Source organism: Streptomyces flavovariabilis (genome assembly GCF_000725785.1).
Classification (GTDB): Bacteria; Actinomycetota; Actinomycetes; order Streptomycetales; family Streptomycetaceae; genus Streptomyces; species Streptomyces hawaiiensis.
In genome coordinates this window covers 149,154-170,764 of record NZ_JNXD01000002.1, presented here as the reverse complement: position 1 = coordinate 170,764, position 21,611 = coordinate 149,154, and the positions used below count along the sequence as shown (strand labels likewise).

The window sequence follows — 21,611 nt, the reverse complement described above, 5'->3', positions numbered from 1 at the left end:
GGACGACCCCCAAGGCCCGTCCGGCGGGGTCGCCTCACCCGGGGAACCGTCCGGTGCTGCGCAGCGCCCAGCGCCTCTCGGCGTAGGCCAGGTCGTCGCGCCACAGACGCCCGGCCGTGGCCCGCATCAGGGGGCGCAGCACGGGGGCCGCCGCCCGGGCCAGCGCGAAACCGCGCCGGTCCGACGCGGCGACGACCGCCTCGATCACGGCCGTCCGCGGCCGCTGGGCGGCGGCCGCGGTCAGCGGCGTGGCATGGGTTTCCACCACGGAGGTGGCGCCCTCGCCGTCGGTGATGCGCATGACGACGGTTCGCGGCTCCGGCGCGGTGAACTCGGCCCGGACGGGCACCACCAGACGGCCCGCCACCCGGAAGGAGACATCGACCACGAAGGCGTCGTCGGCGTCATCCCCCTCGTCGCCCCGCGGTTCCCGGGCGACCGTCAGATCGACGAAGGAGTACGGGTGGAACCAGGATCCGTGCCACGGGTCGAGCCGGTTGGCGACCACGTCCTGCGGCTCGCACCGCCCCACCGCCGTGAACACGGCGTCCACCCCGGTGCCCGGTGCCGGACGCGCCGGAATCACGGGCCGCTCCGCGGGTTCCTCACCGCCGGCCGCGTCGAGCCGTACCCACACCAGCACCCCGTCGTCGTGGACGGGGTACGGCTGCCAGCCGGCGAAGGCGGAGCCGTCCAGGGCCAGCCCGTGCCAGTGGCACACCAGCGTGCCGCACACCACCCGGCTGTCCCGCAGCGGTGCACCGAGGTGCGGGCAGATGCCGGGGCCCGCCCGGAGGCCGCCCGACTCCGAGCGCCACAGCACCACCTCGACACCGCCGACGGTCCTGCCGTAGGGGCTGCCGGGGCGCACGTCCCGGGAGGCACCGACCACGAACCAGTTGCCGGAGGGCCGGGCGGACGCCCGTTTCAGGGCGTCGGCGATCAGCGGCGGCCGTGCCGCGCGCCAGGTCGGGTGCTGGTCCGCCCAGCCGGGGCCGCGGCGCCGCCGCAGCGGTGATGTCCAGCGTGCTTTGTCCGCGCGGTCAGCCACGACCGGGTCCTTTCCGTTCCAGTACGGCGTGCTCCGCCGCGGGCGCCGCGTGCCACCGCGCGCGGGCCACCTTCAGGACACCGGCCGCGGCGGTGGCCGCCCGCCGGCGGCGGGGCACCACCGCTCGGCGGTGCAGCACGGTGTAGTCGTGCCGCGCGATCGCGTCGAGGATCCCGCCGTACAGCGTGAACGCGGTGCGGATGCACGGGCGTACCCGCGGGTCGAGCATCGCGATGCCCGGCTCTGCCGTCCGGTACACGCCCCTGGTCAGGACCTCGGCCGCGACGAGTGCCGCCCGGATGCGCGGATCGCGGCGGCCGCTTCGCCGGCTCCACTCCAGCAGCGGCCGGTCCACGCCGTGGGCGGCGAGCAGATCCGCGGGCAGGTAGACGCGGCCACGGTCCAGGTCCTCGCCCACGTCCCGCAGGAAGTTGGTCAGCTGGAACGCCACCCCGAGGGCCGCCGCGTGCGGTGCCGCCTCCTCGCGCGGGACGACCGTGCCGAGCACGGGCAGCATCTGCAGGCCGATCACCGCGGCCGAGCCGTGCATGTAGGCCCGCAGGTCGGCGTAGGTGGGGTAGTCCGTGACGGTCAGGTCGGCGCGCATCGAGGCGAGGAAGTCGGCGAACAGGGTCACGTCGATGCCGAAGCGGCCGGCGGTGTCGGCCACGGCCCGGACCACCGGTTCGGCCCCGGCCTCGCCGCTGGTGCGCAACCCGTGGGCGAGATCGCCCTCCAGCCGCTTCAGCAGCAGGTCCCGCTCGTCGGGTGTCAGGCGCCGGTCCAGGTCGTCGACGATGTCGTCGGCCCAGCGGGCGAAGCCGTACAGCGCGTGCACCGCGGAACGGCGTTCCAGCGGCAGCAGGCGCGTGGCCAGGAAGTAGGTCCGGCCGTGCCGGGCGTTGAGCTGCCGGCACCGGCCGTAGGCGGCGCGCAGGCCGGGCTCGGTGATCCCGGCGGCGTCCAGTTCACGTCGGGTCATGGGCACCTGCTGCGGTCGGGGGGGACGGGCGGCAGTCCGGGAGCCGGCCCGCCCGGGGCGCCCGGGTACGGCCCCCGGTGACGCGGGCGGCGGCGAGTTTCCCGCTGATGAGCACGGTCGGTACGCCGACACCGGGGGTGGTCCCGCAGCCGGCGAGCACCACGTTGTCCAGTCCGCGTACCAGGTTGCGCGGCCGGAAGGGCCCGGTCTGGGCGAAGGTGTGGGAGACGGAGAAGGGACTGCCCGCCGCGTGGCCCCGGGCCGTCCAGTCGAGCGGGGTCACCAGCAGTTCCGCCTCGACGCTGCCGGCGAACCCGTCGAGGCCGCGGCGTTCCAGCTCGGCGACCAGGCGGTCGCGGTAGCGCGGGCCCAGGTCCCGCCAGGCGGCGGCGGAGGGGCCGACGGCGGTGTTGGGGCAGGGCGCCAGGACGTAGTGGAGGTGGCGGCCGGGCGGCGCCAGCGAGGCGTCGTGCGTGGTCGGACGGGTGATCAGCAGCGAGGGGTCGCTCATCAGCGCTCCCGAGCGGGTCAGTTCGTCGAAGGTGCGCTCCCACGCGGCGCCGAACGACAGCGTGTGGTGGGCGAGCTGGGGCCAGGTGCGGTCGGTCCCGGCGTGCAGGACGACCGCGGACGGCGAGTGCCGCAGCCGTACCGGGCGGCGGGGCGCCCGGCCCAGGAGCCGGTGCGCGGCGGGCAGTTCACAGGTCAGCACCACCGCGTCGCACGGGATGCGCTCACCCGAGGCCAGCCGGACGGCCCGCACCCGGTCCGCGGAGCGCTCCAGCGCGCTCACCTCGGCCGACCACCGCAGCTCGGCACCGGCACCGGCCGCCACGTCCGCCATCGCCCGGGGCAGGGCGTGCATGCCGCCCTTGGGGAACCAGACGCCGGCCACCGTGTCCATGTAGGCGATCACCGCGTAGGCCGCGAGCGCCCGGGCCGGCGCCACTCCGGCGTACAGGGCCTGGAAGGAGAAGACGCGGCGCAGACGGGCGTCGGAGAGGAAGCGGCCGATCCGGCCGTCGAGGCGCCCGAAGCCGCCGAGCGCCGCCAGCCGGGCCAGATCCGGGTGCGCGAGCTGGAGGGGCGAGTCGAAGTTGGTGTCGATGAACCGTCGCATCTGCGCCCGGTACAGCCGTTCCAGCCACTCCCGCAGCCTGCGGTAGCCCGCCGCCTCCGCCGGTCCGGCGAAGCGCCGCACCTCCGCCTCCATGGCGTCGCCGTCGGTGTGCACGTCGAGCGAGGTCCCGTCCGCGAAACCGGCCCGGTAGGCGGGGTGCAGGGGCATCAGCTCGACGTGCCGGCCGAGGCTCTCGCCGACGGCGGCGAACGCCTCGTCGGCCAGATGCGGCATCGTCAGCACGGTCGGCCCGGTGTCCAGCAGGTAGTCGCCGAGCCGTACCCGTCCGGCCCGGCCGCCCGGTCCGGCGTCCTGTTCGACGAGCGTGACCCGGCGGCCGGCGCCCAGCAGATGCAGGGCGCACGCCAGCCCGGACAGGCCGGCGCCCACCACCACGACATGGTCCGTCGGTCCGGTCACCGTCCTCATACGAGTTCCTCCGCGTGGTGCGGGGCGACGCCCGAGGCCCGCCTCACCAGTGCGGCGAACTCCCGCCGTACGCCGGGGGCGGCGCCGGTCGCCCCGAAATGCCGCAGACCGGCGGCCGCCAGGTCCGCGATCCTCGTCTCCACCTCGGCCCGGGCGCCCGTGCGTTCCAGCGCCGTCCGCATCCGCTCCACGGTGTGCCCCGGACGGGCGCCCGCGTCCGGGGCGAGCACGGCGGCGGCGTCCTGGTCGCCGGTGGCTTCCGCGAGCCGGACGGCGGCGGCGAGGAGAAGGGTGAGCTTGCGGGAGCGCAGGTCCTCGTCGGCCGGTTTGCCGGTCGACGCCGGGTCGCCGAAGGCCCCGAGGAGGTCGTCGCGCAGCTGGAAGGCCAGCCCCGCGCACCGGCCCGCGGCCCGCAGCGCGCCCAGGGTGCGGGCGTCCGCGCCGGCCAGCGACGCACCCAGCGTCAGGGGCCGCGCGACCGTGTACCGGGCGCTCTTCAGGACGGCGATGGTCAGCGCCTCCTCGGCGCCGGACGAGCCGCTCACCTGCGCGCGCAGGTCGCGGTACTGCCCGGCGACCATCTCGGTGCGCATGGCCCGCCACTCGTCGTACAGCCGCGCGCCGTGCGGAGAGGAGAGTGCCGTCTCCGTCACCAGATCGTCCGCCCACGCCAGCGCCAGGTCGCCCGCGAGGACGGCGGCCGACGTCCCGAACGACCCGGCGGCCCCGCCCGTCCGGCCGGCGGTGTGTCCCCGGGCGAAGTCCACGTGCATCGCTGGCGCGCCCCGGCGCAGCGGTGATCCGTCCATCACGTCGTCGTGGACGAGGGCGCAGGCCTGGAGAAGTTCCAGGGCGGCCCCCGTGCGCAGCACCGCGCCCGCGTCGCCCGAGCCGCCGGCGGCCCGCCAGCCGCACCACACGAACGCGGTACGCAGCCGCTTGCCGCCCCGCCGGACGAACCCGGCGACGCGATCGGCCATCTCGCGGGCGAACACCGTGTCGGTGTCGCGGGCTTGCCGCAGCCGCGCCTCGAGCACCCGATCGAGGACCGCTTCCATGGCGCGCGTGGCCCCGGGAGCGGTGAGCGGGACAGGGTTCGTGTCCGCCGGTCCGGCCACCGTCGGCCGCGGTCCAAGCATGCGCAACCCCTTCTCGCTTCCGGTCATCCGCACTTCAGTGCTTCCGCGCGGAGCGGTGATTCGGATGCGCCGCGGTGCGGGGCGCTCAGTCGCGGCCCCGGGCCTGCCGGAAACGGGCCAGGCCCTCGCCGAGGTCGAGGAGCGGCGCGGGATAGCGGAGCCGGGCCCGGTCGTCCTGCGGCAGCCGCCACGGCTCGTGCACCGCGGCGCCGCCGACGTCCGCCAGTTCGGGCACCCAACGGCGCACGTACGTGCCGTCCGGGTCGTGGCGTTTTCCCTGGAGCACGGGGTTGAGGACACGGTGGGGACGGGTGTCGGTGCCGGTGCCGGCGACCCACTGCCAGTTCAGCTGGTTGTTGACGAGGTCGCCGTCCACCAGGAACCGGAGGAAGTGCCGGGCGCCGATCCGCCAGTCCACGTACAGCGTCTTGGTGAGGAAACTCGCCACCAGCAGCCGGGCCCGGTTGTGCATCCAGCCCTCGTGGCGCAACTGGCGCATGCCCGCGTCGACCACGGGGTAGCCGGTGCGGCCCTCCCGCCACGCGGCGATGTCCTCGGCGGCCTCTTCCTCGCCGCGCCACCGGTCGCCCCGGGTGCGGTAGTCCTGGACGGACGCCTCGGGCCGGGCCGCGAGAACCTGGTGGTGGAAGTCGCGCCAGCACAGCTGACGGACGAACGCGTCCGCCCCGGCGCCGCCCCTCTCACGGGCTCGCCGGACGACCTCCACGGGTGAGAGAGCCCCGAAGTGGAGGTACGGCGACAGGCGCGAGGTCGCGTCACGGGCCAGGTCGTCGTGCCGTTCCTCGTACCGGGGCAGGCCGGTGTCCGCCCACCGCGCGAACCGGTCGCGGCCCGCCGACTCCCCGCCGGCCGGGAGCTCCGGTGACAGGTCCGCCACCCTCGCGCGGGACGGCGGCTGCTCGCCGCGCACCGCTTCGGGGACGCGTACCGCACGCGGCGCGGGCAGGGGGTCGCGCAGCGGCTCCTCGGACCAGCGGCGCAGGTACGGGGTGAACACGGCGAAGTGGTCCGAGCCGGACGGTGTCACAGCCCCCGGCGCGACGGCGGTGACCACACTGTCGTGCACCCGCAGCGCGACACCGCAGGCGTCGAGTTCCTTGCGCAGCCGCTCCTCCCGGCGGTGGGCGTAGCCGGTGACCCCCGCGGCCATGTGCACCTCCCTGGCACCGCACGCGTCGGCGACCGCGCGGACCTCCCGGGCGACCGGCCCGGTGCGCACGACCAGCCGTCCGCCGCGCCGGCGCAGCGAGGCGTCGAGGTCGGCCAGGCAGTCGGCGAGGAAGGCGGCGCGGTTGGGCACGTCGAATCCGGCGGCGTGGACGGCGGGGTCGCGGACGAACAGGGGCACCACCTCGGCCGCGGTGTCCAGCGCGGCGCGCAGGGGCGGATGGTCGTGCAGGCGCAGGTCCGAGGTGAACAGGACGACCGCGACGGTCATGGCGTCACTCCAGGTGCGGTGGTGCGGGTTTCGTGCGTTGCTCCCGCCTGCTTCGCCGCTCGCGGGCCCGCCGGATGCGCGCGGCGCTCCGGCGTCCGCTCGTGCCGTCGGACGCGGCCCGGGCGATGTTGCGCGCCATGCCGCCGAACACGACGGAGTGGAACGGGGCGACGCTCCACCAGTAGGCGTGGCCCAGCAGGCCGCGGGGATGGAACAGGGCGCGCTGCCGGTAGCGGGTGCGGCCCTCGTCGTCGGTCTCGGCGTACATCTCCAGCCAGGCCAGTCCGGGCAGCCGCATCTCGGCGCGCAGCCGCAGCAGATGACCGGGTTCGATCTCCTCGACCCGCCAGAAGTCCAGTGAGTCGCCGACCCTCAGGCGCTCGGTGTCCCGCCGTCCGCGGCGCAGCCCGACCCCGCCCGCGAACCGGTCCAGCCATCCCCGGACCGCCCAGGCCAGGGGGGAGGAGTACCAGCCGTTGTCGCCGCCGATGCCCTCGATGACCTTCCACAGAGCCGCCCGGGACGCTTCGACCGGCCGGTGCCGTTCGTCCTGGTAGAGGCTGCCGCCCGCCCAGTCCGGGTCGGTGGGCAGCGGATCGCTGGGCGCCCCGGGCACCGAGGCGGAGGACCAGCGCGTGGAGACCTGCGCCTGACGCACCCTGCGCAGCGCCAGGGTCAGCGCCTCGTCGAACGGCAGCGGACGGCCGGGGGTGTCCGGCACGTACCGGGCGATGTCGTGTTCGCGGCAGACGACCTCGTACCGCAGCGACTCGGTCAGCGGCCGGGCGAGGGAGGCGGGCACGGGCGTGACGAGTCCGACCCAGTGGCTGGACAGCCGCGGGGTGAGGACCGGGACCGGCACGATGAGCCGCCGCGGGAGTCCGGCGACGGCGGCGTAGCGGAGCATCATGTCCCGGTAGGTGAGGACGTCCGGCCCGCCGATGTCGAAGGCCCGGTCGACGTCGTCCGGCATGGTGGCCGACCCGACGAGGTAGCGCAGCACGTCCCGTACGCCGATGGGCTGGGTGCGGGTGTGCACCCAGCTGGGGGTGATCATGACGGGGAGGCGTTCGGTGAGGTAGCGCAGCATCTCGAACGAGGCCGATCCCGAGCCGATGACGATGGCGGCCCGCAGCACGGTCGCGGGGACGGGCGAGTCGAGGAAGATCTCTCCCACCTCGGCCCGGGACCGCAGATGCGGGGAGAGCGACCGCTCGGGGACGTCGCGCGGCGTGAGCCCGCCGAGGTAGACGATCCGCCGTACGCCGGCGGCCCGGGCCTGTTCGGCGAAGGTCCGGGCGGCGGCGCGGTCGGTGTCCTCGAACCGGGAGCCGGAGCCGAGGGCGTGCACCAGGTAGTAGGCGACATCGACACCGCGCATCGCGGAGGCGAGCGACTCGGGGTCCGTGACGTCCCCCCGGACCGTCTCCGCGTGCGCCGCCCAGGGGTGGTCGCGGAGTTTGCCGGGGGAGCGGGCGAGGCACCGGACGCGGTGGCCTTCCCGCATCAGCTCGGGCGCCAGGCGCCCGCCGATGTATCCGGACGCCCCGGTGACCAGGCAGTGCAGCTGCGGCCCGTCCGTGGCCATGGTCGTGCCTCCGTCCTCCGGCGTCGTCGCGTGCCGCCGGGTCACGGCTCGGGCCCCGGCGCGAACACTTCCCGCCGGGGCCCCTCGACGGATGCACGGCCCCGTCCGCGCTCCGGTGGACCGGGGCGCTCGGTCACCGCCCCGGCGGCCGACGCAGCGGCCGGGGGCCGGGCTGTCGGCAGCCCGGCCCCCGGTTACGCGGTACGGGTCAGAACTGGAGCGCCCAGGCGTCGATGCGCCCGGTGTCGTAGCGGGCGTTGTCGCTCACGCGCAGCTTCCATGTGCCGTTCGCGGCCTCCGAGGAGGCGTTCACGGTGTACGTGGTGTCGATGTTGTCCGCGCTGCCGCCGGTGCCGTACGACTTCAGCGTGTAGGCCGTGCCGTCGGGGGCGACCAGCTGAACTTGCAGGTCACCGATGTAGGTGTGGGCGATGTGCACCTCGACGGCGAGGGCCGACGGGGCGTTGCCGGAGACGCCGGAGACCGTCACCGGGGACTCGGCGGTGGCGTTGTCGGCGATGGCCTGGTCGGCGGTGTTCTCGAAGCGCGGGCCGGGCGGGGTGGTCGTACCGCCGCCGACGTACAGGAGCCGGTTGGGTGATCCGGTGCCGGGGCCGGTGACGACGCCGGTGGTGGCGGCGGACGTCAGCGCGGCGGAGACCTGCGCGGGCGTGGCCGTGGGGTTGGCGGCCAGGTGCAGGGCGGCGGCGCCGGCGACGTGCGGGCTCGCCATCGACGTACCGGAGATGGTGTTGGTGGCCGAGTCGCTGGTGCTCCAGGCCGAGGTGATGGACGAGCCCGGTGCGAACAGGTCCAGGGCGGTGCCGTAGTTGGAGTAGCTCGCCTTCGCGTCGCTCGACGTCGTCGCGCCGACCGTGACGGCCTCGGTGACGCGGGCCGGGGACCGGGTGGAGGCGTTGGTGGACTCGTTGCCGGCTGCGACCACGAAGGTGACGCCGGAGGTGATGGCGTTGCGGACGGCCGTGTCGATGGCCGTGTCGCCGGGGCCGCCGAGGGACATGTTGGCGACGGCGGGCTTGACCGCGTTGCGGGCGACCCAGTCGATGCCGGCGACGACCTGGGCGGTGGTGCCCTGGCCGGAGTTGTTCAGCACGCGGACGCCGACGACCTCGGCCTTCTTGGCGACGCCGTAGGCGCTTCCGGCGACGGTGCCGGCGACGTGCGTGCCGTGGCCGTGGCCGTCCTGGGCGGTGTTGTCGTTGTCGACGGCGTCGTAGCCGTAGGAGGCGCGGCCGCCGAAGTCGCCGTGCGTGATGCGGACGCCGGTGTCGATGACGTACGCCGTGACGCCTTCGCCGGCCGCGTCCGGGTAGGTGTACGAGCTGTTCAGCGGCAGGCTCTTCTGGTCGATGCGGTCCAGGCCCCAGGAGGGCGGGCCGGGTTGTGTGCCGGTGATGGAGAACGTCCGGTTCTGCACGACGGAGGCGATCGCCGGGTCGGCGGCGAGACGTTTCGCCTCGGACTCGGAGGCCTCGACTTCGTAGCCGTTCAGGGCCTTGGTGTACGTCCGCTCGATGTCGGCGCCGTACTTGTGCGCGAGCGCGCGGCCCTCGGCGGAACCGGCCTTCTCGGTCTTCAGGGTGACGATGTAACTGCCGGCGACGGCGTTCGCGGCGCCCTCGTAGCGGACGTGCCCTTCCGCCGCGACCGGGGCCGCGGCGGCGGGGAGGGCGGAGACGAGGCTCGCGACGAGCGCCGCGGTGGCCGTCGCGCCGAGCGCGGCCAGTCTGCGCCGGGAGGGTCTGTGGGGAGTACGCATCACTGCCATCTGAGGGGTCCTCCTCAATCGGTGGTGCGCTGTGGGGTGTGGTGCACGCCCGTCGGTCGCCGCCGATGAAGCCAAAGGTCATGACCATGTCAAATCAGCGGCTACTCCTGTGCGTCAGCGAAAGATTGAGGCCTCCACAGGAATTGCACAAGGGCCCTGCACGGAACGGCAGGGCCCTTGTGACGGCCCGTCAGTCGCCGAAGACGCTCCGCGGGAGGCCGTCAGCCCGCCGAGGACTGCTCCAGCACCTCCGCGGGCAGCGCACCGCCGGCACCGATCACCTCGATGCCGAGCAGCCGCCCCGACGCGTCCACGTCGAGGAACACCTCGGCGTCCGCCCCGACCCCGTCGACGGGGATCTGCCGGACGGCGGCGCCGTCCGCGATGTGCGCGACGAGAGAGACATACGCGGTGTCGTTCTCGCGGTCGTACTCGATGTGCATGCTTCGCCTCTCCGGAACGGGCTCAGTTGCGGCCGACGGACACCACGTTGCCGGCCTTGTTGATCACGACCCAGACCTTGCCGGTGCTGTACTTCCACGTGCCCGGCGACTTGCCCTTGGTCTTCTTGCCGGTCTTCACCGTACGCGCGACCATCTCCTGGCTGATGCCGCGCTGGGCCATGCGCTGAGCCGCGTGCTTGGAGATGCTCTTGACGCCCTGGGAGAGCAGCAGCCGCCCGGCGACGATCGCGATCGGGATGAACCACGCCGGGTCCGCCACCACCGGGAAGGCCGTACCCGGCCCGGGCCGCACGGTCTGCACGAGGGCGCCGCCCTCGACGCGGTACTCGGTCGGCACGGCCTCGCCGCGCGCGTCCTTCGCCCAGGGCGCGTCGAACGTGCCGAGGTACTCCTCGCCGCGGGTGACCAGGACGGAGCCGTCCTCGAGGGTCTCGGTGGCCGCGTCCGCCGGCAGGCCGAGCGGGAACCGGAACTCGGTCGGGGCGTTCGCGTCCTTGAGCGTGATCAGGGTGCGCACACCGTCCCGGTTGGGCTGCACGGCCAGGTCGACGTCCTCGGCCGCGCCCGGGTAGACGATCGTGCCGTTGGCACCGGCCGTGGCCTGCGCGTCGGCGCTGCCGGGCAGGGTCAGGCGCAGCACGTCGGAACCGTGGGCGAACTCCACGGCGCCGTCGGCGGTGGCCGGAGCGGTGATGCGGGCGGCGGACGTCCCGGTGCCGACCTCCGCGCGGGTGGCTCCCCCGGCGACGGGGGTGCCGGGGACGAGGTCGGACGTCCCGGTGACGCGCTCGACGGTCTCGGCCGCCCGGACGGCCGGGGACGACGGGGTGCCGGCGCCGCCGGGCTCGGCGTGCGCGCCCGCGGCGGTCAGCAGCACCGCTCCGGCGGTGCAGCACGCCACCAGGAGGCGGGCGTGGGTGCGGCGGCGTCTGGCGGGGCGGTCCTGGGTGTGGTGCATGTGCGTCCTTGCGTGGTGCTGACGGCCCGTCCGGCGGGCCCGTGGTGATCGGCGACCCGACGAATCGTGGCAGCGGGGCATGGCCCGGCGGCATCCGCCCGCGGGCGGGAACCGCCCCCGCCGACCGGCGGGGTACGGCCGGTCGTGTGGCAGGTGGCACACGGCCCCGGCGCAACGCCGGTCGGGCGAGGACCGTCGTAACGAACGGTGTTCGCGATGCGTGGGGGGACGGAAGTGATACGAGTCGCGGTGGTGGACGACGAACCGCTGGTACGCACCGGACTGCGCGTGATCCTCGGTTCGGCGCGGGACATCACCGTCGTCGCCGACTGCGCCGGAACGGGCGCCGTGAAGGCCGTGCGGGACGGGCGGGCGGAGGTCCTGCTGCTCGACATCCGGATGCCGGTCGTGGACGGGCCCGCCGTCCTGCGGCAGGTCGCCGCCCTCCCGAAGCCCCCGGCGGTGGCGATGCTGACCACCTTCGACGCCCGTGAGCACGTGGACGAGGCGCTGCGCCTGGGAGCCGCCGGGTTCCTGATGAAGAACACCGCGCCGGAGCAACTGATCGACGCCGTACGGGCGCTGGCCGCCGGCCGCCGGGTGCTGGCGCCCGAGGCGGTGGGACAGGTGATCGACGGCTACCTGCTCTCCGGCCGTGACGAGGAGGCCGTACGGCGGGTGCGGGCGCTCACCGGCCGGGAGCGGCAGGTGCTCGCCCTGGTGGGAGCAGGGCTCAGCAACCGGGCCATCGCGGCCCGGCTGCACCTGGCGCACGGCACGGTCAAGGACCATGTGAGCGCCCTGCTGGCGAAGCTGGGAGGGCTCAACCGCGTACAGGCGGCGGTGGTCGCGGACCGGGCGAACCTGGTCGACGCGGAACCGGAACGACGGTGAGCGGGGTGGCGGCGTCCGGGGCGGCGCACGGGGTGCCTTCGACCGGGGAACGGGACAGCGGGCCGCCGGCCACCGCAGCCGTACGGCGGGCCGCCTCCCGGGCGCTTCCGGTGCTGGTCGCCCTGGTCGACGGACTGGTGGTCAACGGCCTGACCGCCGGGCACGGCATGTGGCTGGCCCTCGTCGCCGCCGGCGCGCTGCTGCTGCGGCGCCGGGCCCCCGAGGCGGCGGTGCTCGCCGGCCTGCCGGGGCTGTACCTCGGGCACATCGCCTTCGCCCCGCTGATCGCGCTCTACTGCGTCGCCGTCCGGCGCGGCCCCGTCCTCGCCGGCGCGACGTGCGCGGCAGCGGTCGCGGTGGCGTGGTTCCTGCCCCACCCGGCGACCGGCGTCTCCTCCCTCGCCCTCGACCGGGAGACCGCGCTGCTGGCCCTGGACTGCTGCGGGGTGGCGGCGGGCGTCGTCGTGCTCGGCCGGTCGGTCCGGTCGCGGCAGGAGCGCCTTCGGGCGGCGACGGCCCGGCGGGCCTGGGAGAACCAGGTCCTGACCGAGCGGGTGCTGGCCACCGAACGCAACCGGCTGGCCCGGGAGATGCACGACGTCGTCGCCCACAAGGTGAGCCTGATCAGCCTCCAGGCCGGTGCGCTGCAAGTGGGCGGGCCGGGGGACGCGGACGTGCGGGCGACGGCCCGCACGATCCACGAACTGTCGGCCCAGACCCTCACCGAACTGCACCACCTCGTGGGGGTGTTGCGCACGACCGGGGACCCGGGCGCGCAGGGCGCCCCACGGGCCGGACTGGCCGGCCTCACCGACCTGGTCCGCGACAGCGGCCTCCCGGTGGACCTCGACGTCTCCATCCCCCCGGCCCCGTTGCCCGAACCGGTCGAACGCGCCGCGTACCGCACGGTGCAGGAGGCGCTGACCAACATCCGCAAGCACGCCCCGGGCTCCCGCGCGACGGTACGGGTCCACTGCGCGGCCGGCCTGCACGTCGAGGTGCACAACACCGCCCCCGAGCGCGTCGCCGCCCGGCCGCCCCTCCCCGGCGGCGGCCACGGCCTGGTGGGCCTGCGCGAACGCGCCCACCTGCTGGGCGGCGACTTCCACGCGGCCCCGGCGACCGACGGCGGCTTCACGGTGAGGGCGGTCTTCCCGGTGGGGTGGACGGCCATACGCCAGTCCGCCGACACGTCCGTCGGCTAGGCGCCCCGCCCTCCGGAAACGGCATGGGATCACGGACCCACCCGGCCGCGAGGACCAGTCCGCTCTCACGGTGAACCGCCAGAACCCCGAAGGGACGCTCGAAGCAGCCCGTCGCTCTGGTCGTCTCACCCCTCCGCTTACGATGCGCGCAGCCGTACGACGGATTCCCGCCCACCGCCTCAGCCAGGAGCACCGTACCCGTGTCGATACCCCCGCCCCCTGGGAGCCGGCAGCCCCAGGGCCCGTACGGCCCGCCCCTCGCCGACCGGCCACAGGCATACCGCCCTTACGGCACTCCCGTCTCCGTCAACGCCCTGGCCGTCGCCGCCCTCGTGCTCGGTGTGCTCTGCTTCCTGCCCGTCGCGGGGCTCGTGCTCGGCCTGGTCGCGCTGCGGCAGATCCGGCGGTCCGGGCAGAGCGGACGGGGCATGGCGATCGCGGGGGCCGTGCTGTCCTGCGTAGGGATCGTGCTGTGGGCGGTGGTGCTGTCCACGGGAGCCGCGCACAAGGTCTGGGAGGGCTTCAAGGACGGCGCGCAGGGCAACGAGAGCCTCTCGCTGGAGAAGGGCGACTGCTTCGACGCGCCCGGCGGGCTGGAGGGCGACACCTACGACGTCGACCGGGTGCCGTGCAAGGGCGGGCACGACGGTGAGGTGTTCGCGGTCGTCACGCTGCCGGGCGGCGCCTTCCCGGGCGACACGAGGATCACCGGCATCGCCGACGAGAAGTGCTATGCCCTCCAGGACCAGTACGCGATGGACACCTGGGCGATGCCGGCCGATGTCGACGTGTACTACCTGATGCCGTCCCGGGAGAGCTGGCGCTACGGCGACCGCGCGATCACCTGCCTCTTCGGCAGCACCGAGGCCGGGACCAAGCTGACCGGCTCCCTGCGCGGCGACCCCACCACCCTCGACACCGACCAGGTCGTCTTCCTGTCGACGGCCGACGCCCTCGACACGGCGCTCTACGAGGAGCCCGAGAAGACCCCCGACGACGATCTCGCCGCCCACCGGGCCTGGGCCACCCAGGTCCACGACGTGCTCGGCGAACAGATCGAGGCCCTGCGCGGCCACTCCTGGCAGGCCGGTGCCCGCAAGCCCGTCGCCGACCTGGTCGACGACCTGGAGGACTCCCGGGAGGAGTGGCGGAGGGCGAGCACCGCCGGTGACGTGGACACGTACTACACGCACTACGACAAGGCGTACGGGGCCGTGGACGGGCCGGCGACCGTCACGGCGCGCAAGGCCCTCGGACTGGCGGCGACCCCGCCGGCCTCCGAGGAGCGCGAGAGTTCAGACTCCGAAGCGCAGGTGTGACGGCGGCTATAGCGGGGAGAAACCGCCTGCGTAAAGCCCCCAGGGCCATCGTGTCATCACATCGAGTGATTCTCTGGCCTTTGCTTGCACCGCACAACCTAGGGTTGCCACGCTGTTGCTGTCTGTACAACCTGATGGGAGCGGCCAGTGACATTCGGTGAGCAGCCGGCGTACCTGCGCGTCGCGGGTGATCTCCGCCAGAAGATCGTCGACGGTCAGCTGCCACCGCACACCCGCCTCCCCTCCCAGGCCAGAATCCGCCAGGAGTACGGGGTCTCGGACACCGTCGCGCTGGAGGCCCGCAAGGTGCTCATGGCGGAAGGCCTGGTCGAGGGCCGCTCCGGCTCGGGGACGTATGTGCGTGAGCGGCCCGTGCCCCGGCGCATCTCCCGCTCCGGCTACCGCCCGACCGGCGGGGCCACCCCGTTCCGCCAGGAGCAGGCCGACGGTGAGGGCCGCGGCACCTGGGAGTCCAGCAGCGAGCAGTCCGAGGCGAGTGTCGCGGTCGCCGAGCGGCTGGACATCGAGCCGGGCGAGCGGGTCATGTGCACGCGCTACCTCTACCGCGAGGGCGGCGAGGCGATGATGCTCTCCACCTCCTGGGAGCCTCTCGCCGTGACGGGGCGTACGCCCGTGATGCTGCCCGAGGAGGGGCCGGTCGGCGGCATGGGCGTCGTCGAGCGCATGCGTGCCATCGACGTGATCGTGGACAACGTCACGGAGGAGGTCGGCGCCCGGCCCGGCCTCGCCGAGGAGCTGCTCGTCCTGGGCGGCGTCCCGGGGCACGTGGTCCTGGTCATCCAGCGCACGTTCTACGCCTCCGGCCGCCCGGTGGAGACGGCCGACGTGGTCATCCCGGCCGATCGGTACCGGGTCGCCTACCACCTTCCGGTCAAGTAGCGAACGCTCACATCCGCCCCGCGGCGCGCTCCCCGCGCTCCGCGCGCGCCCCGCTTCCACGGTCGCCGTGCGGACGGTCGCGGGCCCGGGTGCCGCGTGGCCCGGGGCCGGTCGTCGTTCGCGCAGGTCGGCGTTCGTGTATGCGGTATGCCTCCGGTTGGTTGCGCCGAGGTACACCGACGGCGCGTTCGTCGGCGTGCGCCCCCTGTGTTCTGGCTGGTTGCGTACCTCTTTGTGAAAAGCCGTATTCGCTCCGTGAAGGTTAGGCGTAGGCTCGGGCATATGCGCATTGCGGTTTCCTTAGCGGGTGGGGCACGGCACAGGCCGCGGGTGGGAAGTGGAGGGGCGCGATGAACGACAGCACGGTCACTCTTCCCTGGCTCGTGATACGAGAGGACGACAACGGCAACCGCTACCGAGTGGGCCGGTACGCGACCCGGGCGGAGGCCCAGAAGATCGCGGACAGCCTCGACGGTCGCGGCCACAAGCAGCTGTACTGGGTCGAGCGGCTCGGTCAGAACGGGTCGGCCGTGGCGCACGACTGACCGTCGGCGGGCCCCGGGGAGTGGCCCGGAGGTCGGTGGGGCTCCCGTAGGCTCCCCGCATGAGTGAGCGGATCGTCGTAGGTGCCGCGCTGGTCGAGGACGGGCGGCTGCTGGCCGCCCGGCGCAGCGCGCCCGCCGAGCTGGCCGGGCGCTGGGAGCTTCCCGGCGGCAAGGTCGAGCCCGGGGAGACGGCCGACGCGGCGCTCGTGCGGGAGCTGCGCGAGGAACTCGGCGTCGACGCCGAGGTGAGCGGGCGCGTCCCGGGGGAGTGGCCCCTCAGGGCGCCCTACGTCCTTCAGGTGTGGACCGCCCGGCTGCGACCCGGCTCCGCCGCCCCCGAGCCCCTGGAGGACCACGACGCACTGCGCTGGCTCGGCCCCGACGAGATCTGGGATGTCCACTGGCTCGACCAGGACGTCCCGGCCGTACGGCAGGCGCTCGCGCACCTGGGAGCCGTGGAAGGCCTCCGCTCCCGCGGCCCCGGCTCCGGCGGGTTGGAAGAGCCCGGCGCCTGAAGCGGGCCGGGGGCGTGCGGCCTCAACGCAGTGCTGTAGCGGCGCCCGCTACGCCTTTCGTGCCACAGTGCGCCGCATCGCGCGATACTCCGCCCCAGATATCGGGTATGTGCCCATTAACCCCATGAAACCGGACATGGGCGGGGCTCCTGCCTGGGAAGTGATCGGCGTGATCGACACCGAAGGTGACTGCGCCGACTGGATCTTTCCCGCCGACCCGGGCGCCGTGCGAACCGCCCGCCAGGCCGTCCGCGGCCGGCTCCGCGACTGGGGCCTCGACAGCCTCGCGGACCTCGCGGCACTGCTGGTCAGTGAGTTGGTCACCAACGCCCTGCGGCACGCCACGGGCCCCATCGGGGTCCGCCTGGTCCGCCCCTCCGGCCTGGGCGGCGTCCTCCTGGTCGAAGTCTCCGACCCCCTGCCGGACCCGCCCCGCGAGCGCCCCGCCCGCCTCGAGGACGAGAGCGGCCGCGGACTGCACCTGGTGGCCTCCTCCTCCCGCCGGTGGGGCACCCGGCCCGGCGTCACGGGCAAGACGGTCTGGTTCGAACTCGCGGTACCGGAGTGAAAATCCGGTGTACGTACGTCCTACCGCTGTAGAGCGATTGGTTCAGGCCAGTGGCGGTTGCCGGCGGACGGGGTTCGACGACGTGTCCCCTGGTTAGAAGACTGGAAGTGTTGTCACGGTCCGGACCGAAAACCATCGGGACCGTGCTGTGATCGTGAACACCGTGTTGTGCGGCACCGTAGTGCTGGATACTGCGGGCAGCCGCCCCCGGTGACCGGTGCCGGACGCGGTGAGCTGGAGGGGACGGTTCGCGTGAGCGAGATACCAGCGAAGGCCACGGAGTCGGAGGACCCGTCGGAGGGCGCGAGGGCGAGGGCTGCCGACGGCCTGGCCTTCGCGGTGGGAGGTGCGCTCGCGGTCGACGGGGTCCCGCACGGGGACGCCATGTGGCAGAGCAGTCCCCCCGGATCCATCTACGACTACATCAAGGTCGCGTCCTTCTCCATCGGCCCCGACGGGCTGGTCGAGCAGTGGAGCCTGCGCGCCGAGCACCTCTTCGGCATCCCCGCCGGCCGCGCCGTCGGCATGGATCCCATCGAGGCGTTCATCGACCCGCGCCACCGCGAGCGCGGCATGCGCAAGATGGCCGAGATCCTCGACGGCCGCGAGTGGACCGGCGTGGTGCCCTTCCGGATGCCGAAGGGCGTCGAGGGGGAGTGCGGCCGCGAAGGGCTCGCCGAGGTGTACGTCATGCCGACGCGCACCGAGGAGGGCGACAAGGCGGCCGTCTGCATCGTCGTCGACGTGCGCACACTGCGCAGCATCGAAACCGACCTCGCCGCTTCGCAGGCCATTTTCAGTCAATCCCCGTTCGGCTTCCTGCTGATCGACCCCGACCTGCGGGTCCGCCGGGCCAACCAGCGGTTCGCGTCCATCTTCGGCGGCACGCCCGACGACCACCGCGGCAAGGGCGTCCACGACTACCTCCAGCGCGGCGAGGCCGAGCGGGTCGCCGCGACCCTGCGCCGCGTGCTGGAGACCGGCAACTCCATCACCGACATGCACGTCACGGGCTTCGTGCCGGGCTCTGACGAGCGCCGCCACTGGTCCGTCAACCTCTACCGCGTACACAGCGGTTCGGGTCGCCCCATCGGCATCGCCTGGCTGGGCACCGACATCACCGCCCGTCGCGCCGCCGCCCGCGAGGCAGCCGCCGCCCGGCGCAATCTCGCCCTGCTGAACGAGGCCGGTGCCCGTATCGGCAACTCCCTCGACCTGGAGACCACGGCCCGGCAACTCCTCGACGTCGTCGTCCCCGGCTTCTGCGACCTGGCCACGGTCGACCTCTACCAGGGCCTGCTGGCCGGCGACGAGACCCCGCCCGGACTCGCCGACGGCAGCGCCGAGCTGCGCCGCGTCGCCTTCGCCAGCGCCGTCTCCGACGCGCCCTTCACCGGCACCGGCGTGCCCGTCGCGGTCGGCGCCGTCCACCACTATCCGTTCAACTCGCCCTGCGCGGACGCCCTGCGCACGGCCCGCCCGCAGACCGTCCCGGGCGAGGACGGCGGGCTCGTGCAGTCCACACTCGCCGTGCCGATGGTCGCCCACGACACCGTCGTCGGGCTCGTGCAGTTCGCCCGGACGAAGGGCAGCGAGCCGTTCGGCGACCGGGACCGCGACCTCGCCGTGGAACTGGCGGCACGCGCAGCCGTCTGCATCGACAACGCCCGCCTCTACCGCCGCGAGCACGAACGCGCGTTGATACTGCAGCGGTCCCTGCTCCCGCCCGGCGACCCGGAGGCCTCCGGCCTCGACATCGCCTGCCGCTACCTGCCCGGCACCGTCAACACCGGCCGGCCCAGCGAGGTCGGCGGCGACTGGTTCGACGTCATCGAACTGCCCGGGCACCGCACCGCGCTGGTCGTCGGCGACGTCATGGGCCGCGGCCTGCGCGCCGCCGTCGCCATGGGCGAACTCCGCACGGCGGTCCGCACCCTGGCCCAGCTCGACCTCGAACCGGCCGAGGTGCTCTCCCAGCTGGACGAGATCGCCCGCGGCCTCGGCGCCCCCGGCGGGGTGCAGCAGGCGACCCGGGCGGCCCGCCGCCCCCGGGAGGCAGACCTCTCGGAGGTCTACCTCGCCACCTGCGTCTACGCCGTCTACGACTCCGTCACCCGGCGCTGTACGTTCGCCAACGCGGGCCATCTGCCGCCCGCGCTGGTCGAGCCGGGCGAACCGGCGCTGATGCTCGACGTACCGCCGGGCCTGCCGCTCGGCGTCGGCGGCGAGCCCTTCGAGGAGGTCGAGGTCGAACTGCCCGAAGGCGCCCTGCTCGCGCTCTACACGGACGGACTGGTCGAAAGCCGCGACCACCCCCTGGACGAGGGCCTGCAGGCCTTCGTCAGCGCCCTCTCCGATCCCACCCAGCCGCTGGAGGACGTCTGCGACCACGTCCTCAACACCCTCGACACCCACCACGGCGAGGACGACATCGCGCTGCTGATGGCACGTGTACAAGGGCTGCCCACGGAATCCGTCGGTGACTGGACCCTGCCGCGCGAGCCGCGCAGCGTGGGCCGGGCCCGCGAGTACGCGCGCACCCAGCTGCTCGCCTGGGACATGGAACCCCTGGTCGACACCACGGAGCTCCTGGTCAGCGAACTCGTCACCAACGCCCTGCGCTACGGCGAGGGCGAGATCCGCCTGCGCCTCCTGCTCGACCGCACCCTGGTCTGCGAGGTCTGGGACTCCGGCCTGGTCCAGCCCCGCCGCCGCCGCGCCCGCGACACCGACGAGGGCGGCCGCGGCCTCCAGCTCGTCGGCCTCCTCAGCGCCGCGTGGGGCTCCCGCCGCACGCCCCGGGGCAAGACGGTGTGGTTCGAACTGCCCCTGCCCGGAGGCGACACGAGCCTGACGGACCCGGCGGAGGCCCTGCTGAGCCTGTTCTGAGAGCGCCCGGCGACCACCGTACGATCGCCTTGTGCCCGAGATCACGACCCGGCTCGAGGTGGCCGCGACACCGACGGCCCCCGCCCTGGTCCTGCGTCCGTGGAGCCCCGCGGACGCGGCCGGGCTATCCGCCCTGAGCGGCGACGAGGCCCTGCGCCGCTGGACGTCCTTCGCCATCGACGACGAGCCGAGTGCGGCGCGGTGGCTGCGGGAGCAGCGGCATGGGTGGGAGCGGGGCCGCCGCTTCGCGTTCGCCGTCGAGGAGGTCGGTCCCTCGGTGGGCGGACTGCCGGCCGGTCACGTGGTGCTCAAGGACGTCGTCCCCGGCGCCGCGTCCGCAGAGGTCGGCTACTGGACGGTGGCGCGCGCACGCGGCCGGGGAGTCGCGCCGCGCGCCCTGGACGCACTGTCCGACTGGGCCCGCGCGACGTTCGCCTGCGACGGCCTGATCCGCCTCGTCCTCCGCCACAAGGCCGACAACACCGCCTCCTGCCGGGTGGCGGAGAAGTGCCGTTACGCACTCACCGCCGTCCTGCCGGCGCAGCCGCCCGCGTGGCCCCTGGAGGGGCACCTGCACACACGGCACCTGGCGGAACGCGCCGGCTGATCGCAACCGAACGGGCGTGCTGATCGTCATCCCCGGCAATACCCACCGCACCACCGGGGGAGACGGCATGGTCCATGCGGACGGCACCACCTCGAACGAAGCCACGGACGCCGATGGTGAGACGGCCCCGCCGGAGGCTTCCGCACCCGGCGGTGAAGGAAGCGGGAAGCGCCGGCGCTGGGTCAGACGCACGGCCATCGCCCTCCCTCTGCTCCTCCTGCTCCCTCTTCTCTCCGTTCTGACAGCCCTGCGTGTCACCTACATGGGCGACCCGGCCGACGGCACCCACACCCGCAACCGCGACGCCCTCTGGCTGGGCCACGCCTGGGTCGACGGGCGCAAGAAGGACGCCGACGTCACCGCCCTGGCCCGCCGCCTGCAAGGCACCGGCATCCGGGACCTGTACGTCCACTCGGGCCCGCTGGAGCACGACGGCACACTGCCCGAGTCGGTGTATCCGAAGGCACGTTGGTTCATCGACGCCGTCCACGAGAAGCTCCCCGGGGTGCGGGTGCAGGCCTTCCTGGGTGACGTCCTGGCCGACGAGGACTCCGACGGCATGCGCATCGCGGACCGGGACACCCGCTCCGCCGTCGTCCGCTCCGCCCGCCAGGTCCTGGACACCGGCTACGAGGGCATCCACCTCGACCTGGAGCCCATGCCGTCCGACGACCGCGACTACCTCACCCTGCTCGACGCCCTGCGCCGCGAGACCCGCTCGCGCGACGCCCGGCTCTCCGTCGCCGCGCACCAGATCGACCCGCTTCCCGCCCTGCACACCGTGTTCGGCCTGTTCACCGAACACCCCAAGTGGTGGTCGCAGGAGTTCTTCGGCCAGGTCGCCCGCCGCGTCGACCAGATCGCCGTGATGTCGTACGACACCGCGCAGCCGCTGGAGGGCACCTACGGCGGCTACGTCGCCCAGCAGACCTCCCTCGCCCTGGAGGTCACCCCGAAGTCCACCGACCTGCTCATGGGCCTGCCCTTCTACTACGAGAGCAACTTCGACCACTGGGGCCACGCCGAGACGGTGCCCGCGGCGGTCCGGGGCGTCCGCCTCGGCCTGTCCCGCACGGACGCGGACCGGGCCAACTTCGGTGTGGCGCTGTACATCGACTTCGCCGCGACCGAAGCCAACTGGCGTGCCTACAAGGAGGACTGGGTGCGCTGACCAGGCCCGAGCCGCACTC

General features: G+C 74.0%; 19 protein-coding genes. 10 read left to right on the top strand and 9 right to left on the bottom strand.

Features of this window, described 5'->3' with window-relative positions:
• Nucleotides 1–34: 34 nt before the first annotated feature.
• From IO24_RS0105770 to IO24_RS41940, 9 genes are all read right to left on the bottom strand, one after another.
• The gene (locus IO24_RS0105770; RefSeq protein ID WP_031132538.1) at nucleotides 35–1,051 is read right to left on the bottom strand and encodes a Rieske (2Fe-2S) protein; all 1,017 of its coding nucleotides are present in this window, start codon (nucleotides 1,049–1,051) and stop codon (nucleotides 35–37) included.
• Nucleotides 1,044–2,033, bottom strand: a complete 990-nt coding sequence (locus IO24_RS0105765) for a phytoene/squalene synthase family protein (protein WP_031132536.1) — start codon at nucleotides 2,031–2,033, stop codon at nucleotides 1,044–1,046. Before IO24_RS0105765 ends, IO24_RS0105770 begins: the two co-directional genes overlap by 8 nt.
• Complete coding sequence (locus IO24_RS0105760) at nucleotides 2,020–3,582, bottom strand: phytoene desaturase (RefSeq protein WP_031132534.1); 1,563 nt, start codon at nucleotides 3,580–3,582, stop codon at nucleotides 2,020–2,022. Before IO24_RS0105760 ends, IO24_RS0105765 begins: the two co-directional genes overlap by 14 nt.
• Nucleotides 3,579–4,721 carry a polyprenyl synthetase family protein gene (locus tag IO24_RS0105755; RefSeq protein WP_031132532.1) on the bottom strand — a complete coding sequence of 381 codons (1,143 nt, stop codon included), beginning with the start codon at nucleotides 4,719–4,721 and terminating at the stop codon, nucleotides 3,579–3,581. The genes IO24_RS0105760 and IO24_RS0105755 overlap by 4 nt, the downstream gene beginning before the upstream one ends.
• Nucleotides 4,722–4,806: 85 nt before the next feature.
• Entirely contained in the window at nucleotides 4,807–6,180 is a 1,374-nt protein-coding gene (locus IO24_RS0105750; RefSeq protein ID WP_031132530.1) for a cryptochrome/photolyase family protein, read from the bottom strand.
• A gap of 4 nt (nucleotides 6,181–6,184) precedes the next feature.
• On the bottom strand, nucleotides 6,185–7,768 hold the full coding sequence (locus tag IO24_RS0105745) for an SDR family oxidoreductase (RefSeq protein WP_037667481.1): 1,584 nt from the start codon (nucleotides 7,766–7,768) through the stop codon (nucleotides 6,185–6,187).
• A gap of 208 nt (nucleotides 7,769–7,976) precedes the next feature.
• On the bottom strand, nucleotides 7,977–9,557 hold the full coding sequence (locus tag IO24_RS0105740) for a S8 family peptidase (RefSeq protein ID WP_031132527.1): 1,581 nt from the start codon (nucleotides 9,555–9,557) through the stop codon (nucleotides 7,977–7,979).
• A 221-nt stretch (nucleotides 9,558–9,778) separates the two neighbouring features.
• Entirely contained in the window at nucleotides 9,779–10,000 is a 222-nt protein-coding gene (locus IO24_RS0105735; RefSeq protein ID WP_031132526.1) for a DUF2283 domain-containing protein, read from the bottom strand.
• Between the two features lie 22 nt (nucleotides 10,001–10,022).
• On the bottom strand, nucleotides 10,023–10,979 hold the full coding sequence (locus IO24_RS41940) for a DUF4258 domain-containing protein (RefSeq protein ID WP_051905859.1): 957 nt from the start codon (nucleotides 10,977–10,979) through the stop codon (nucleotides 10,023–10,025).
• 234 nt (nucleotides 10,980–11,213) lie between these two features.
• Here IO24_RS41940 and IO24_RS0105725 point away from each other — a divergent pair, with 234 nt between their 5' ends.
• The 10 genes from IO24_RS0105725 (at nucleotide 11,214) to IO24_RS0105680 (ending at nucleotide 21,592) form a co-directional block, all read left to right on the top strand.
• Nucleotides 11,214–11,873 carry a response regulator gene (locus IO24_RS0105725; RefSeq protein ID WP_031132521.1) on the top strand — a complete coding sequence of 220 codons (660 nt, stop codon included), beginning with the start codon at nucleotides 11,214–11,216 and terminating at the stop codon, nucleotides 11,871–11,873.
• A gap of 32 nt (nucleotides 11,874–11,905) precedes the next feature.
• Complete coding sequence (locus tag IO24_RS0105720; protein ID WP_031132519.1) at nucleotides 11,906–13,078, top strand: sensor histidine kinase; 1,173 nt, start codon at nucleotides 11,906–11,908, stop codon at nucleotides 13,076–13,078.
• A 200-nt stretch (nucleotides 13,079–13,278) separates the two neighbouring features.
• Nucleotides 13,279–14,397, top strand: coding sequence for a DUF4190 domain-containing protein (locus IO24_RS0105715; protein WP_031132517.1), 1,119 nt, complete (start codon nucleotides 13,279–13,281; stop codon nucleotides 14,395–14,397).
• Nucleotides 14,398–14,544: 147 nt separating this feature from the next.
• The gene (locus IO24_RS0105710; RefSeq protein WP_031132514.1) at nucleotides 14,545–15,297 is read left to right on the top strand and encodes a GntR family transcriptional regulator; all 753 of its coding nucleotides are present in this window, start codon (nucleotides 14,545–14,547) and stop codon (nucleotides 15,295–15,297) included.
• 350 nt (nucleotides 15,298–15,647) lie between these two features.
• A complete protein-coding gene (locus IO24_RS0105705; RefSeq protein ID WP_031132511.1) occupies nucleotides 15,648–15,842 on the top strand; it encodes an SPOR domain-containing protein in 195 nt (64 codons plus the stop codon).
• A gap of 59 nt (nucleotides 15,843–15,901) precedes the next feature.
• The gene (locus IO24_RS0105700) at nucleotides 15,902–16,357 is read left to right on the top strand and encodes a (deoxy)nucleoside triphosphate pyrophosphohydrolase (protein ID WP_031132509.1); all 456 of its coding nucleotides are present in this window, start codon (nucleotides 15,902–15,904) and stop codon (nucleotides 16,355–16,357) included.
• A gap of 124 nt (nucleotides 16,358–16,481) precedes the next feature.
• A complete protein-coding gene (locus IO24_RS0105695; protein ID WP_107062900.1) occupies nucleotides 16,482–16,925 on the top strand; it encodes an ATP-binding protein in 444 nt (147 codons plus the stop codon).
• A 252-nt stretch (nucleotides 16,926–17,177) separates the two neighbouring features.
• Nucleotides 17,178–19,814, top strand: a complete 2,637-nt coding sequence (locus IO24_RS0105690) for a SpoIIE family protein phosphatase (protein ID WP_031132505.1) — start codon at nucleotides 17,178–17,180, stop codon at nucleotides 19,812–19,814.
• Between the two features lie 31 nt (nucleotides 19,815–19,845).
• Nucleotides 19,846–20,421 carry a GNAT family N-acetyltransferase gene (locus IO24_RS0105685; RefSeq protein ID WP_031132503.1) on the top strand — a complete coding sequence of 192 codons (576 nt, stop codon included), beginning with the start codon at nucleotides 19,846–19,848 and terminating at the stop codon, nucleotides 20,419–20,421.
• 67 nt (nucleotides 20,422–20,488) lie between these two features.
• Nucleotides 20,489–21,592 (top strand): glycoside hydrolase family 18 protein, encoded by a 1,104-nt coding sequence (locus IO24_RS0105680; protein ID WP_045295970.1) that lies wholly within the window; start codon nucleotides 20,489–20,491, stop codon nucleotides 21,590–21,592.
• The last annotated feature ends 19 nt before the right edge of the window (nucleotides 21,593–21,611 follow it).